Origin of the sequence: Devosia equisanguinis (assembly GCF_900631955.1) — a bacterium.
In the GTDB taxonomy this organism is placed as follows: Bacteria; Pseudomonadota; Alphaproteobacteria; order Rhizobiales; family Devosiaceae; genus Devosia; species Devosia equisanguinis.
In genome coordinates, this window is the sequence record NZ_UZWD01000035.1 from 104,268 (window position 1) to 117,601 (window position 13,334).

Sequence of the window (13,334 nt, forward strand, 5' to 3'; positions counted from 1 at the left end):
CTGCAATGTCCCAACACAATTGTCTGATCCGCCCATCACTGCGATTGATCGCGCCTCCCTTGACTTGAGGGCGACCGAGGCGCATCTAAGCCATGGTTGCTGGCACCGGCCGCCCGCGGATCGCGTGATCCATGGTGAAGTCCAGCATTGCTTTTTGCTACCTTCGGTTATTCCTCCCAAGGCGCATCGTGGCAATGCGGGCTCCCATGCAGAAAGTCGCCTCCCCTCGGAGAGACCGATCATGTCTTATTCACTCGATACCCCCTCCGCCCAGACTCTGAAGTCAGAGGCCAAGAGCCTGCGTCAGGATCGTGCCCGCGCCGGGCAGATGCTGACCCATAGCGCGGCCCTTGAAGAGGTGGCGCGCGCCCATGGTTTTCGCGATTGGAACACCGCCCGCGCCGCTTTGCCGGAACGCGTCGCCGTGCCCTTCCAGGTGGGCATGCGCGTCAAGGGCTTCTATCTCGAGCAGCCCTTTACCGGCCTCGTGCTGGGCGTGCAGCTGGCGCACAACATGCAGAACTACACGCTCACCATTCATTTCGATGAGCCGGTGAACGTCACGCCCAACTTCATGTTCGCCGCCCTGCGCCAGCGCGTGGTGACCACTGTGGACATCCACGGCGTCTCGCCCGCCCTGCGCGGCAACGGCCAGCCGCAGATGCGTGTCCTGCGCGCCTAGCGGATGGCACCGCAATCTTCCTTCCCGTCTCCCGGCGGGAAGGAAGCATTGGGCCATTCACCGCGTGCCACACCTTGTCTTTCATCGGCAGCTGCCGATATACCTTGAGCACTGAAACCAAGGATGGCTCGCCATGACGACGCAAACCAAGCCGATCGAGGCCTATTCGCTGCCGACCCCGAACGGACAGAAAGTTCACGTTATGCTCGAAGAGCTGGGCGTGCCGTGGACCTATCATCGCATCGACATTTCCAAGGGCGAGCAGTTCAAGCCCGAATTCCTGGCCATCTCGCCGAACAACAAGATTCCCGCCATCGTCGATCCCGAAGGTCCGGGCGGCGCCCCGATCTCAGTGTTTGAATCCGGCGCCATCCTCAAATATCTCGCCCAGAAGTTCGGCAAGTTCTATCCGACCGACACCCGCGCCCAGGTCAAGGTCGATGAATGGCTGTTCTGGCAGGTGGGTGGCTTCGGTCCCATGCTGGGCCAGAACAACCACTTCTCGGTCTATGCGCCGGAAAAGATTCCTTACGCTATCAAGCGCTATAGCGAGGAAACCCTGCGGCTGTTCAAGGTCCTCGACACCCAGCTCAAGGACAAGGACTTCATCGCCGGCGACATTTCCATTGCCGATTTCGCCGCCATCGGCTGGGCTCAGTCCTGGGAGCGTTATGGCGCCACCAAGGCCGACTACCCCCATGTCCACGCCTGGTTGGAGCGCATGGCTGCTCGTCCCGCCACCGTGCGCGGCCTCGAATACGGCAAGGCCTGATCATTTGCAGCACGGTCCGGCCATCCGGGCCGTGCGCTACTCCGCCGGCTCCAGCACTTCCTCGGGCGGCACCCGCACCCATTCTTCGCCGCGGCAGATAGTGTTGAACAACACGCAGCCATTGAGCCTGATGCGCTCGGCGCTCAGCAGTTCGACATAGCCCGAATAGGTATTGCCGTCCTCGGGGTTATAGATTTCCCCATCGAGGATGTAAGGCTGGCTGCCCGGCCGCAGCGTCAGAATTTGCAGGCCCAGCATCGGCCGGTCGCGCAGGGCAGGGTCCTTGTTGCGAAAGTCGAAGAAGTCCTCCGGCCGCATCGCCGCCGCTGCTTCGGCCTCGGCACCGCTCAGCAGTCCCTCCGGCACCACGATGCGCGACAACACCCCGCAATAGCCGGTTTCGCAGGCGCTGATCGTCACCTCCGACCGCAACAGCGTGCGCCAGACGCCGACGACGGGATCAGCCATTTGCGCCGACGCGCTGCCAATCGACAGCATCATCGTCCCCACCACCCCCGCAAAAATCTCTTTCACGAGACTGTCTCCCCGCCCGCAAGACTCGGCCGTGCTTCATGCCCCACAGCTTGCACATTTCCACTGTCGGTCAAAGCCAGCATGATCGTGACATCGAGGCGGCCGAGGTTTAGGGGCGGCATAAAGACAATTCGGCCAGAAATCTGCGGCTGGGGAAATTGCGGGGACCCGGCATAAAGCCCTTGCAATGACGCTATCGGTGCCTGTATCAGACACTTGCCGGAGAGGTGGCCGAGTGGTCGAAGGCACACCCCTGCTAAGGGTGCAGATCGGGAACGGTCTCGAGGGTTCGAATCCCTTCCTCTCCGCCACTTTCCAGACATTGCGCGCTGCAACCGCCGATAACCTTGGCCTGGTTTGATTTTGTTCCGTTGATGACCGAAATTTGAACGCGGAACTTTCCTGTCCGCACTGGGTTAACTCCTTATAACCATGAGGAGATTACCAAATGGATCATGTAAACCACGTTCGTCTCAGCCCAGCTGAACTCACTCCGTCCATCCTTGAAGGCGCTTCTGTTTACGGCGCCGATGACCACAAGGTCGGCAAGGTCGACCATGTCCACGGCATGGATTCTGTCATCATTGATGTCGGCGGTTTCCTGGGTATTGGTGCCAAGCCTGTGGCCGTGCCGTTGAGTGATCTGGATTTCATGCGTGACGAGAACGGCGACGTTCATGCCGTCACGGCTTGGACGAAGGATCAGCTCGAGCAGATGCCCGAGCATAAGCACTAATACTGCTTGATACGCTTTCAAATACGTCCGGCATCGCGCCGGGCGTATTTGTTTTGCGGAGCCGCGCGCGGCAGGCGATGGTTCGTCTGTCAGCCCAATTCCATCAGCGCGGGGCGCAGCTTGCCGGCGTGGCGGGATAGCAGTTCCGTCGCCCTTTCAATGCTTTCGCATCCCGCCGCGATCAGCACCGCCGGCTTGACCGCGCCATCGCTGACATCGAGCGCCCGCTCGGCCTCTTCGGCATCGACGCCGGTAATGGCCATGACGATTCCCCTGGCGCGTTCGCGCAGCTTGGCATTGTCGGCGATCACATTGACCATATAGCCGTCATGCACGTGCCCCAGATGAATCGCCATCAGGGTCGAGATCAGGTTGAGCGCGATCTTTTGCGCCGTTGCCGCGCCCATGCGGGTGGAGCCGGCGATCACTTCGGGCGGGGTGGGCAGATGCACGCTCACATCGGTCACCGAAAACAGCGTGGCGCCGGCATTATTGGCGATGCCGATGCTGCGCGCCCCAGCGTCCCGGGCCGTGCGCGCCGCTGCCAGCGGGTAGGGGGTATTGCCACTGGCCGAAACCGCAATCAGGCAGTCGCGCGACGTCGGCTGCAGCTTTGCCACCGCCGCACGCGCGGCCTCCCCATCGTCTTCCGGCCCGCCCTGCATATGGATGAGCGAGCCCATGCCACCGGCCAGCAGCACCACGATCTGTGCCGGGTCGATGGCATAGGTGCCCGGCAGTTCCAGCGCGTCCGCCAGCGCCATCAGGCCAGAACTGCCTGCTGCCGCATAGATCAGCCGGCCGCCTGAGGCGATGGCATCCGCTGCCAGCTGCGCCGCTGCCGCCAGTTGCGGCAGGCTGTCCGCGACACTGACTGCCGCCTCGGCCTGTGCCCGCGACAGGACCGACAGGATGTCGGCGTCCGGGCGCTGATCCAGCCCCGCGCCATCGGGGTGGCGGCGTTCGGTCTGTCGTGTGGCCATCTCGCTCTCCTCTGCGACGATAATGCCAAAAAAATACCACTTGTCCAGCTGCCGCACAGCAGCCATAACCATCCGCTATAAAAGGCCGTTAGCGAACAAGGCGATGCCCGATTTTGCGGAGCCCACGCTGTTTGCACTTGGCGGATGGTATTTTATTGGTATTGTCTTTTGCGCAGGGCCCGGCCGGTTTTCGGCGGGGCCTGTCTTGGATTTGAGAGGGTTTGAGTGGCGGACGCGTCCGGAAATCTGTTCACAGACGGCCCAGTCGTGCTGCCCCTGGGCGGCCCGCTCTATCTCCAGCTCAAGCGCTGGATCGAAGATGCCATAAAACGCGGCGCAATCAATCCCGGCGATGCGCTGCCCTCCGAGCGTGACCTGGCCATCAAGACCGATGTCTCGCGCGTCACCGTGCGCAAGGCGGTGCAGCAACTGGTGCAGGATGGCGTACTGGTGCAACGCCACGGCTCCGGCACCTTTGTGGCCCAGCAGGCGCAGCGGGTCGAGCAATCGCTCTCCCAACTGACCTCCTTCACCGAAGATATGGCGCGGCGCGGCATGGCGGTACGGGCCGAATGGCTCGATCGCGGCCTTTACCATCCCTCGACCGAGGAAACGGTGATCCTCGGCCTCGGCGCCGGCGAACAGGTGACGCGCATCGCCCGCCTTCGGCTCTCCGAAGATACGCCTTTGGCCATTGAGCGTGCCAGCCTGTCCTCCTCCATCCTGCCCGATCCCGACCTGATCGGCGATTCTCTCTATAAGCATCTCGAAAAGTCCGGCAATCGCCCTGTTCGCGCCATTCAGCGCATTCGCGCCGCCAATCTCAGCGATGCCGATGCGCATCTGCTTCTGGTGCCGGTGGGGTCGGCGGGCCTGTTCATAGAGCGCATCTCCTATCTGCCGTCCGGCCGCGCCATCGAGTTCACCCGCTCCATCTATCGGGGCGATACCTATGATTTCGTCGCCGAGCTGCGCCTGGGCGACGCTGCACCCGCAGGAGCCGGCAAACCATGACCGCCATGACCCATATGCGCCTCGAAATCGAGGAGATTCCCGAAGTCGTGGCGCGCTTCCTTTCTGCGTCATCCCCGGTGCTGGGCGAGGCCGCCGCCCGGCTGCGCACCGAAGATCCGGCCATGGTCATCACCATCGCGCGCGGCTCTTCGGATCACGCCTCGGCCTATCTCAAATATGCCATCGAGCTGACAATGGGCCTGCCGGTGGCCTCGGTCGGGCCCTCTATCGCTTCCATCTATGGACGGGATCTGCGCCTCTCCCGCGCCGTGGCGCTGGCCATTTCGCAGTCCGGCAAGAGCCCCGATATCGTCGGCATGGCCCAGTCGGCCCGGCGCAGCGGTGCCACAACCCTGGCCATCACCAATACCGCCGGCTCGCCGCTGGCCCAATCGAGCGATTTCACCATTGAACTGCATGCCGGCATCGAAAAGAGCGTCGCCGCCACCAAGACCTTCGTGACCTCGGTGGTCGCGGGTCTGGCCTTGTTGGCGCACTGGAGCGGCGACGTCGAGCTGCAGCGCGCCGTCGCCGCCTTGCCCGAGCGCCTGGCCGGGGCGGTTGCCTGCGATTGGTCTGAGATGATCCCGGTGCTCGATGGGCATGACGCCCTTTATGTGCTGGGGCGCGGTCCAGGTTTCGCCATTGCCAACGAGGCGGCGCTGAAATTCAAGGAGACCTGCGGCATCCAGGGCGAGTCCTACAGCGCCGCTGAAGTCATGCATGGGCCGGTGTCCATCGTCAACCCCGGCTATCCGGTGCTCGGGCTTGCCGCTCGCGACGCCGCCGAAAAGTCGGTGGCGGACATGGCGCACAAGCTGGCCGGGCAGGGGGCGAGTGCTTTTCTGACCAGCGACCTGGGAGGCGCCGCGCGACGCCTGCCCTTTGCCGCCACCGGTCACCCGATCACCGACCCCTTGGCGCTTGTGGTGTCCTTCTATGGCTTCGTTGAGGCTTTGGCCCGCCATCGCGGCCTTAATCCCGACGAGCCGCCAATGCTCAAGAAAGTCACGGAAACATTATGAGCCAGCTTCTCGCCTTCACCGGAGCCCGAATTTTTGACGGCAATGCCTGGCATGATGGTTCGGCACTGCTGGTCGAATTCGGCTATGTCGCCGGCATCGTGTCGACCGACGCCCTCCCGGACAATGCCGAGCGCCACGCGCTCGATGGCGGCATGCTCGTCCCCGGCTTCATCGACCTGCAGGTCAATGGCGGCGGCGGCGTGCTGTTCAACAATGCGCCGACTGTGGAATCCATCCGCACGATATGCGCCGCGCATGCCCAGTTCGGCACCACCGCTCTGCTGCCGACGCTGATCACCGACACCGCCGCGGTCAATATCGAGGCCATCGCTGCCGGCGTGGAAGCCTGGAAGCAGCGCGTGCCGGGCTTCCTGGGCCTCCATCTCGAAGGTCCACACCTGTCTTTGGCGCGCAAGGGCACGCACGACCCCGCTTTGATCCGCCCGATGGATGCTGCCGATCTGGCCCGCACCGTCGCGGCAGCGCATGACCTGCCCAATCTACTCTGCACCGTCGCCGCCGAAACGGTGACGCCCCAGCAGGTGGCGGCCCTTGCCGGGGCCGGTGCCGTCGTCAGCATCGGCCATTCCGATGCCAGCTACGACGTCACCAACGCCGCCTTTGCCGCCGGGGCCACAATGGCGACGCATCTGTTTAATGCTATGAGCCAATTGGGCAATCGCGAACCCGGCGTGGTCGGCGCCGTACTGTCCAATCCCAATGTCTTTGCCGGGCTGATTGCCGACGGCATTCACGTTCACCCCGCCGCCATTGCTGCCGCCTTGCGCGCCAAGGTCGGACCCGGACGCATCTTCCTGGTCACCGATGCCATGTCGCAGACCGGTACCGACCTCAAAACGCTTACCCTCAACGGCCGCACCATCACTCGTGCCGATGGCGCGCTGCGACTGGCCGACGGTACCCTTGCCGGCGCCGACCTCGATATGATCGATGCCATCACCTTTATGGTCGATCACATCGGTCTCGATTTCGAGGAAGTCATCCGGATGGCCTCCCTCTACCCTGCCGAGGCGATGGGCATTGCCGACACTTATGGCCATCTGGGCCGTTCGGCGGTGGCCAATTTCGTGCATCTTTCCAATGAGCGCGCCGTGCGCTCCACCTGGATCGGAGGCGAGGCCGTCTGGTCTGCCTGATTGCTTTCATTCGCTATTTGCAAGCGTCCCCGCCTTCGCGAGGCGGGGACTTTTTTAATGCGGTTCACCGCAATTGTGTCAGCGCTCCGCCCAGACTGTGTCCGGTCGCCATATCAGGGGCGCTGGTCCACCACCTGCGATTGGTAACCGGCTTCTTTCTGAAAACGTCTTGTTTTAGAGGCCTTTAACTTATTGTTAGGGGTGCTTAACACTTGGTTTCAATCTGTGTGCTGAATCTGCAACATCCGCATGGCAACCAGATTGTGGCAGCCTCGAAAGCCGGTTTCGGCGATTGCGTCCTGTTTTTGCATGCGTAGAGTGGGTCTTGCGAATCCATGCATGGGATCGTTTGTCGGTCGCAACGCGACGGCAACACACAGCACCACGAACAGTGTGGTCGCGTTTCGACAAACCGCTGGGTAACCGGCACCAAAAAATGACTGACTTTGGAGGTCAATTAATGAAACTCAAGAGCCTTATCCTCGGTTCTGTTGCTGCCGCTGGTCTCTCGACCGCTGGCTTCGCTGCCGATCTTGGCGTTCTCACCTCGCTGGACGTCTGCGACGCTCTCGGTCTTTCGGGCCTGACCATCTCGTCCGACACCAACTGCCTGCAGATCTCGGGCGAAGTGAAGTATGAGTTCCAGTGGGGCGACTACGCTGCCAACTGGAATGGCGGTACCAACCCTGCTTGGATCAACAGCCATGCCGGTGGCCGTAACGTCATGGACAACGACAGCGTCGTCGTCGGCGGCGTGACCTATGACAACGACTGGCGCTCCAAGGTCGAAACCTGGCTGAAGTTCGTCGGCACCGCCGACAGCGATTTCGGTCCGGCTTCCGCCACCATCAAGCTGAAGTCCCTGACCGACACCGTCTTCACCAACGAAGGCTACAACGCTGCTGGCGTTTATGTCGGTTCGACCGTTGGCGGCGACGCCACCACGAACGGTGCTGGCTCGAACGGCGCTTGGATCGTTGACGAAGCTTTCGTCTCCGTCGGCGACACCACCGTGATCATGGCTGGTAAGAAGGGCTCCGTTGCCAACTTCGGCGATGACGAACCGTTCAACTGGCTCGGCCTGTTCAACTCTGACGCCGTCGATAAGGGCGTCATGTTTGCCAAGAACCATCCGAAGACCGGTGGTCATGTTATCCAGGTCGTTTCCGATCTCGGTAACGGCGTTGGCGTGAAGCTCGGCCTCGAAAACCTCGAAGGTTCGACCTCTGACGCCTTCAACGGCATCCCGGCTCGCAATGGTGGTCAGGCTGCTGGTACCCTCGTCGGCGTTCTCGAATACGCTGGTGAAGGCATCACCGCTCACGTCACCGGTCTTGCTGGTGGTGTGCTCGACGGCGTTGTCGAGGACTGGGCTGTCCATGCTGGCGTGACCGGCACCTTCGACGCCTTCAAGGTCCGCGCTGCCGGTGCTTTCTCGAGCCACGCTGCGAACACCAACTACTGGAACGTTCTGGGTTCGGCTCAGGCCACCTTCGACATGTTCACCATCGCCCTGTCGGGTGAAGCTGCCGGTGGCCAGGTCGGCGGCGTTGCTCTCGCTAACCAGGTTGGCGTCGGCGGCTCCATCGGCGCAACCGTCACCGAAGGCGTGAGCATCAACCTCGGTGGTCGTTGGTACGACGAAAACACCGCGATTGCTAACACCGAAGGCTACCAGGTCGCCGCTCAGCTCGTCGCTGCTGTGACCGAAACCATCAAGATCACCGGTGAAATCGGCGTCTACGGCACCAACAAGCCTGTTGCTGTCCAGCAGACCGACTTCTACGGCAAGGCCGAACTGGCCTGGGCTCCGGGTGGTGGTTTCACTTCGTCCATCGCTGGCGAAGCTCACCAGAACGGCGCTTACAAGGTTACCTTCAAGGCTGCCAAGGCCTTCCAGTAATCTCTGCCTCGCTTATGCGAACGGAAAGGCCCGGCTCATGCCGGGCCTTTCTGTATATGGGCCTCAGTTCGCCCGCGGCGTCGCGACAGGGCGCTCACACATGCATCTCTTGGCCGCGACGGCTGGTGAAGTGTGCGTGATCTTGGGGGCGGAGACGCGTTTTTCTTTGTGACGCCTGCCGAATTATCCTAGTTTCACCGCCGTGGCGGCAATTTCAGTGGATTGATGATGTTGAGGAATCTGCTCTTTTGGGTGGTGTCGGGCACGGCTGTTGGTTTGCTCGCCAGCACATCGGCCCTGGCACAGGTCGCGGTCGATACGAAACCGCCGGTTTTGCTGGCGCAGATCACCAGCGCTCCGCCCTCACGCTCGGATTCTTCGATCAGCCTTCCGCCCCCGCGCATTTCCGACTACTGGATGAGCATCAGCCTCCAGCCGGGCGGGGTATTGGTTTTTGATGGTTACGCGCCCGACGCTGCAACACGCGACCGCTTTGCTGAGGTGAGTGGGGCCGACGTCAACTGGCTCAAGCTCGGCAGCGGTGCTCCGGCTCAATACCAGCAAGCCACCGAACTCGGACTGACCCTGCTTTCGAAACTGTCCGAGGGCCGCTTTGCGCTGCGCGCCAATGTGGTGACCATTTCGGGAATAGCCGCAACGCCGGCCGACTATGACGCCGTCCAGTCGGTGCTGGCGGCAGGTGCCCCCGCTGGTGTCGTCCTGGCCATGGCCGAAATCCGCCCGCCCGTCGGCGCTGAAGCCAATGTCGCGGCCTATGGCTGGAGTGCGGTGAAGCAGGCCGGTGGCCAGGTCGAGATTGGCGGCATGGTGCCGTCCGCTGCGGTGCAGCAGGACTTGGCCGGCCGCGTGTCTACCGCGCTTACCGACAAAAGCCAGATCAACGCCGCCGCGCCAGAGGGTTTTGCTGCGCAGGCCGAACGCGCCGTCGCAATATTGGACCTGCTATCCGAGGGCCAGGTGGCGTTCGACGGCACCATGTGGTCGGTCACCGGCAAGGGCCAGGAGGCCGACAGCATTGCCGCGATCGCAACCATTCTCGGCACGGGCGCGTCGGCCTGGAATGTGAATGTGACGCCGGCGCCGGTTGTCGCAGTTGCGCCCTCTGAGCCGGTCGAACCCGTGACCCCGCCAGCCGAAACGCCTGCTACGCCTCAACAATCTACGCCTGTGGCCACCGAGTCGGAAGCGCCGGCAGCCCCTGCCGTCGTCGAGCAGACCCCGGCGCCCGCCGCTGTGTCTCCGCCCGCCTCAAGCGCTTCAAACATCGCGCTCTGTCGTGACGAGGTGAATGCCCTGTCGGCCCAGAACGCCATTCTGTTCCAGTCTGGCGCCGCCGTACTGGCGCCTGGAGCTGCACCCGTTCTCGACAGTTTTGCCACCAGCCTCAATCTTTGCCCCGACGCCGTTATCCATATCGAGGGTCACACCGATTCCGATGGCGACGACCAGCGCAATCTGGTGTTGTCGGTGTCGCGCGCCGAAGCTGTGGTCAATGCCTTGATTCAGCGCGGTGTTTCCCCTGATCGGCTCTACGCCATTGGTTATGGCGAATCCCAGCCGGTGGCCAGCAACGACACACAGGATGGCAAACGCAGGAATCGCCGCATCGTCGTGAGCGTGCTCGAGGAGCACGAATAGCGGCGCCGGCTCAGGCGGCCGCGTCCGCCTGGGCGCGTTCGGGATCGATCACGAATTGCGCCACCGCCTGGACTTCCTCGATCTGGTCGAACAGGGCAGGGGAGCCTTGGCCAGAAATGATCAGCGCCACCGCCTCAGGTCGGCGGCGGGTCATTTCCTCGAAGGTTTCGCGCCGCAACTGATCGGTCAGCTGCGTGCGCAACATCATCAGCGGCGCGCATTTGAGCGCGTCGAAAAGCGGCCACTGCGCCACCAAGACGTCGTCGAAGTTGAAGCGCTTCAACGGATCGAGCAGTCGCGGGTCGAAGAGCGGCCGCGCCCGACCGCGCTTGTCGAACCAATGGCTGCGCAGAGCTAGTCCGTCCAGCGCCTCTTCGCTGCTGCCGGGATAGTCGCCGGCCAGCATGCGACGGAACCCGGCCTTCACCGCCTTGGCGCTCCTAAGGCCCTCAATATGCGCCATATTGTTGCGCAGGCGGACGATGCCGCGTGAGTCGGCCACCGGCCCGGAATCGAGCAGGATCGTCCCCGCGATCAGCAGGGGGTGCGACGCGGCCAGCAGCATTGCCACCTGTCCGCCATGCCCCTGGCCGAGCAGCATTGCGCGGCCAATTCCCAGCGCGCTCAGGATGTCAGCAACATCTGCGGCATCGTTGATCGAATTATAGTCCTCGGTGCGAAGCCGATCGTCAGATCGGCCGCGTCCCGGCAGGTCGATGAGCACCACGGGCCAGTCATCCAGCCCCAAGCGTTTGAAATATTGAACGAAACTTGTGAAGTCGCTCATATTGCGATGATAGCCGGCAAGGCAGACTATCGGGGTGCGTCCGCATTCGAAGCGGCCATCGAGATGCACCGCCGCGCTGATCCGGGGATTGGAAAGGGCGATGCGCTGCACGGGCAGAGCCGTGAAGGCGGGGTGGTCGCTGGCTACTTTTCGCTTCTGTAGGAACGCAAACATATGCTCATTTACCGGCGCCACCGGCTTGGCCACAAGTTGGATTTGTGTCGCGAGACCCGCCTTGTCGCAGAAGGCAGTTAAAAGTATGGTGCCGCTCGTCCCTGCGGGAGGCATGGGACACAACACACCCTATCGGCCGGCGTTCAGCTCCGGCACCCAAATCAAGGAATATCGACAAAATGCTGCGTGGTTCGATTACGGCACTCATCACCCCCATGCGTGACGGGGCCGTGGATGAGAAAGCCTTCGCCAGCTTTGTCGATTGGCAGATTTCCGAGGGTACGCATGGCCTGGTGCCCGTCGGCACCACCGGCGAAAGCCCTACGGTCAGCCATGAAGAGCACAATCGCGTCGTCGAGATCTGTGTCGAGGTCGCCAATAAGCGCGTGCCGGTGATCGCCGGTGCCGGGTCGAACTCCACCGCCGAAGCGGTGTCGCTGGCCAAGCATGCCGAAAAGTCCGGCGCCGATGCCGTGCTTTCGGTCGTGCCCTATTATAACAAGCCCAATCAGGAAGGCCTGTTCCAGCATTTCTCCGCTGTCGCCAAGGCCATCGGCATCCCGGTCATTCTCTATTCGGTGCCGGGCCGCACCATTGTCGATCTTTCCGTCGATACGATCGTGCGTCTGCGCGATGCCCATCCCAATATTATCGGTGTCAAGGACGCGACCGGCAGTCTCGAGCGCGCCACCATGGAACGCGTCAAGCTGGGCGATGATTTCATCCTGCTTTCGGGCGATGACAGCACCGCCCTCGGCTTCAACGCCCATGGTGGAAATGGCTGTATTTCGGTGACAGCCAATGTTGCGCCGCGCCTGTGCTCGCAGATGCAGGAGCTTTCCCTGGCCGGCGATTTCAAGGCCGCCCGCGCCATCAATGAAAAGCTGTCCTATCTCCACAAGGACCTTTTCATGGAGCCCAATCCGGCTCCGGCAAAGTATGTGGCCAACCGCCTCAATCTCTGCGCCAATGAAATGCGGCTGCCGCTGATCCCGATCAGCAAGGCAACGCAGGACGCCATGGACTTTGCAATGGCCCATGCAGGTCTTATCTAACCCTTCATGGCACAGCAGAAGAACGACAAGAGCAAGAATGGTTGGATCAGCCACGGTCTCGTGGCTGAAAACCGGCGCGCGCGCTTCGATTACGAAATCGGCGACACCATCGAGGCCGGCATTGTCCTGACCGGCACCGAGGTCAAGTCGCTGCGTCTCGGCAAGGCGCAGATCACCGAGTCCTACGCCTCTCCCGAGCAGGGGGAGTTGTGGCTCATCAATGCCCATATTCCCGAATATCTGCAGGCCAATCGCTTCAACCACAGCGAGCGCCGCCCGCGCAAACTGCTGATCAGCAAGAAACAATTGGCGCGGCTCGACGCCGATGTGGCCCGCGCGGGTAACACCATCGTGCCGCTGAAGCTCTATTTCAACGATCAGGGCCGCGCCAAGCTGCTGATCGGCGTCGGCAAGGGCAAGAAGAATTACGACAAGCGCGCCACCAGCCGCGACCGCGACTGGAACCGCGACAAGGCCCGCATCATGAAAGAAGGCGGCCGCGGCTGAGCGTCGGCCGAAAGGCAAGCTTATGCCACAGGCGTGACCTGAGAGTGTTTCGCGAACGCACCAACTGGGATTTGGGGTCCTTCGCGACAGGTGACACCCGCACCAGGCCGCTCTCGGGTCGAGCCCAAGGGTGGTCTGGCGGGATATGGTGTGCCAACACGCCGCTCCATCGCCTCCCTCCCCTTGAGGGTCAGGGCTATCGCATATGGACTTATCGGTCACGGGCTCTCATCCCCCACCCCAACTCTCCCCGCAAGGGAGAGGGAGTTCGGGCGGCGCTTTGGGTAAAATCTTACCCCAAGCACGATGCGGCTCCTCCCCCTTGACGGGGGAGGTTGGGAGGGGG

13 protein-coding genes and 1 tRNA gene are annotated in these 13,334 nt (G+C 62.3%); 11 read left to right on the forward strand and 3 right to left on the reverse strand.

Annotation, left to right across the window (positions count from 1 at the left end; translation table 11 throughout):
* Nucleotides 1-241 precede the first annotated feature (241 nt).
* Together DEVEQU_RS14425 and DEVEQU_RS14430 are read left to right on the forward strand one after the other, a co-directional pair.
* Entirely contained in the window at nucleotides 242-682 is a 441-nt protein-coding gene (locus tag DEVEQU_RS14425) for a glyoxalase superfamily protein (RefSeq protein WP_126151296.1), read from the forward strand.
* A 133-nt stretch (nucleotides 683-815) separates the two neighbouring features.
* Nucleotides 816-1,454, forward strand: a complete 639-nt coding sequence (locus DEVEQU_RS14430; protein WP_126151297.1) for a glutathione S-transferase N-terminal domain-containing protein — start codon at nucleotides 816-818, stop codon at nucleotides 1,452-1,454.
* A gap of 36 nt (nucleotides 1,455-1,490) precedes the next feature.
* On the opposite strand, the gene DEVEQU_RS14435 is transcribed toward DEVEQU_RS14430, so the two are convergent.
* Nucleotides 1,491-1,988 (reverse strand): DUF2147 domain-containing protein, encoded by a 498-nt coding sequence (locus DEVEQU_RS14435; protein ID WP_126151298.1) that lies wholly within the window; start codon nucleotides 1,986-1,988, stop codon nucleotides 1,491-1,493.
* Nucleotides 1,989-2,209: 221 nt separating this feature from the next.
* Between DEVEQU_RS14435 and DEVEQU_RS14440 the strand changes: the two genes are divergently transcribed.
* Nucleotides 2,210-2,299 (forward strand) — tRNA-Ser (locus DEVEQU_RS14440).
* A gap of 137 nt (nucleotides 2,300-2,436) precedes the next feature.
* Nucleotides 2,437-2,724, forward strand: a complete 288-nt coding sequence (locus DEVEQU_RS14445; protein WP_126151299.1) for a PRC-barrel domain-containing protein — start codon at nucleotides 2,437-2,439, stop codon at nucleotides 2,722-2,724.
* An 89-nt stretch (nucleotides 2,725-2,813) separates the two neighbouring features.
* Here the strand turns inward: DEVEQU_RS14445 and DEVEQU_RS14450 are convergent, their stop codons facing one another.
* Complete coding sequence (locus DEVEQU_RS14450; protein WP_126151300.1) at nucleotides 2,814-3,707, reverse strand: N-acetylmuramic acid 6-phosphate etherase; 894 nt, start codon at nucleotides 3,705-3,707, stop codon at nucleotides 2,814-2,816.
* Nucleotides 3,708-3,932: 225 nt separating this feature from the next.
* On the opposite strand from DEVEQU_RS14450, the gene DEVEQU_RS14455 reads away from it, so the two are divergent.
* The 5 genes from DEVEQU_RS14455 (at nucleotide 3,933) to DEVEQU_RS14475 (ending at nucleotide 10,465) form a co-directional block, all read left to right on the forward strand.
* Nucleotides 3,933-4,721 carry a GntR family transcriptional regulator gene (locus DEVEQU_RS14455; RefSeq protein ID WP_126151301.1) on the forward strand — a complete coding sequence of 263 codons (789 nt, stop codon included), beginning with the start codon at nucleotides 3,933-3,935 and terminating at the stop codon, nucleotides 4,719-4,721.
* The gene (locus tag DEVEQU_RS14460) at nucleotides 4,718-5,746 is read left to right on the forward strand and encodes an SIS domain-containing protein (protein ID WP_126151302.1); all 1,029 of its coding nucleotides are present in this window, start codon (nucleotides 4,718-4,720) and stop codon (nucleotides 5,744-5,746) included. Before DEVEQU_RS14455 ends, DEVEQU_RS14460 begins: the two co-directional genes overlap by 4 nt.
* Nucleotides 5,743-6,903: an N-acetylglucosamine-6-phosphate deacetylase gene (nagA, locus tag DEVEQU_RS14465; RefSeq protein WP_126151303.1), complete on the forward strand. Its 1,161-nt coding sequence runs from the start codon at nucleotides 5,743-5,745 to the stop codon at nucleotides 6,901-6,903. Before DEVEQU_RS14460 ends, nagA begins: the two co-directional genes overlap by 4 nt.
* Nucleotides 6,904-7,363: 460 nt before the next feature.
* Nucleotides 7,364-8,806, forward strand: coding sequence for a porin family protein (locus tag DEVEQU_RS14470; RefSeq protein WP_126151304.1), 1,443 nt, complete (start codon nucleotides 7,364-7,366; stop codon nucleotides 8,804-8,806).
* Between the two features lie 231 nt (nucleotides 8,807-9,037).
* The gene (locus DEVEQU_RS14475) at nucleotides 9,038-10,465 is read left to right on the forward strand and encodes an OmpA family protein (protein WP_164550419.1); all 1,428 of its coding nucleotides are present in this window, start codon (nucleotides 9,038-9,040) and stop codon (nucleotides 10,463-10,465) included.
* Between the two features lie 10 nt (nucleotides 10,466-10,475).
* Here DEVEQU_RS14475 and DEVEQU_RS14480 read toward each other — a convergent pair whose 3' ends face one another.
* Entirely contained in the window at nucleotides 10,476-11,426 is a 951-nt protein-coding gene (locus tag DEVEQU_RS14480; RefSeq protein WP_164550420.1) for an alpha/beta fold hydrolase, read from the reverse strand.
* Between the two features lie 179 nt (nucleotides 11,427-11,605).
* On the opposite strand from DEVEQU_RS14480, the gene dapA reads away from it, so the two are divergent.
* Together dapA and smpB are read left to right on the forward strand one after the other, a co-directional pair.
* Complete coding sequence (dapA, locus tag DEVEQU_RS14485) at nucleotides 11,606-12,481, forward strand: 4-hydroxy-tetrahydrodipicolinate synthase (protein ID WP_126151307.1); 876 nt, start codon at nucleotides 11,606-11,608, stop codon at nucleotides 12,479-12,481.
* A 6-nt stretch (nucleotides 12,482-12,487) separates the two neighbouring features.
* Entirely contained in the window at nucleotides 12,488-12,988 is a 501-nt protein-coding gene (gene smpB / locus DEVEQU_RS14490) for an SsrA-binding protein SmpB (RefSeq protein WP_126151308.1), read from the forward strand.
* The last annotated feature ends 346 nt before the right edge of the window (nucleotides 12,989-13,334 follow it).

Coding starts and splice junctions, on each gene's coding strand:
- DEVEQU_RS14425 (WP_126151296.1), top strand. CDS start 242: ATGTCTTATTCACTCGATACCCCCTCCGCCCAGACTCTGAAGTCAGAG.
- DEVEQU_RS14430 (WP_126151297.1), top strand. CDS start 816: ATGACGACGCAAACCAAGCCGATCGAGGCCTATTCGCTGCCGACCCCG.
- DEVEQU_RS14445 (WP_126151299.1), top strand. CDS start 2,437: ATGGATCATGTAAACCACGTTCGTCTCAGCCCAGCTGAACTCACTCCG.
- DEVEQU_RS14450 (WP_126151300.1), bottom strand. CDS start 3,707: ATGGCCACACGACAGACCGAACGCCGCCACCCCGATGGCGCGGGGCTG.
- DEVEQU_RS14460 (WP_126151302.1), top strand. CDS start 4,718: ATGACCGCCATGACCCATATGCGCCTCGAAATCGAGGAGATTCCCGAA.
- nagA (WP_126151303.1), top strand. CDS start 5,743: ATGAGCCAGCTTCTCGCCTTCACCGGAGCCCGAATTTTTGACGGCAAT.
- DEVEQU_RS14470 (WP_126151304.1), top strand. CDS start 7,364: ATGAAACTCAAGAGCCTTATCCTCGGTTCTGTTGCTGCCGCTGGTCTC.
- DEVEQU_RS14480 (WP_164550420.1), bottom strand. CDS start 11,426: ATGTTTGCGTTCCTACAGAAGCGAAAAGTAGCCAGCGACCACCCCGCC.
- dapA (WP_126151307.1), top strand. CDS start 11,606: ATGCTGCGTGGTTCGATTACGGCACTCATCACCCCCATGCGTGACGGG.
- smpB (WP_126151308.1), top strand. CDS start 12,488: ATGGCACAGCAGAAGAACGACAAGAGCAAGAATGGTTGGATCAGCCAC.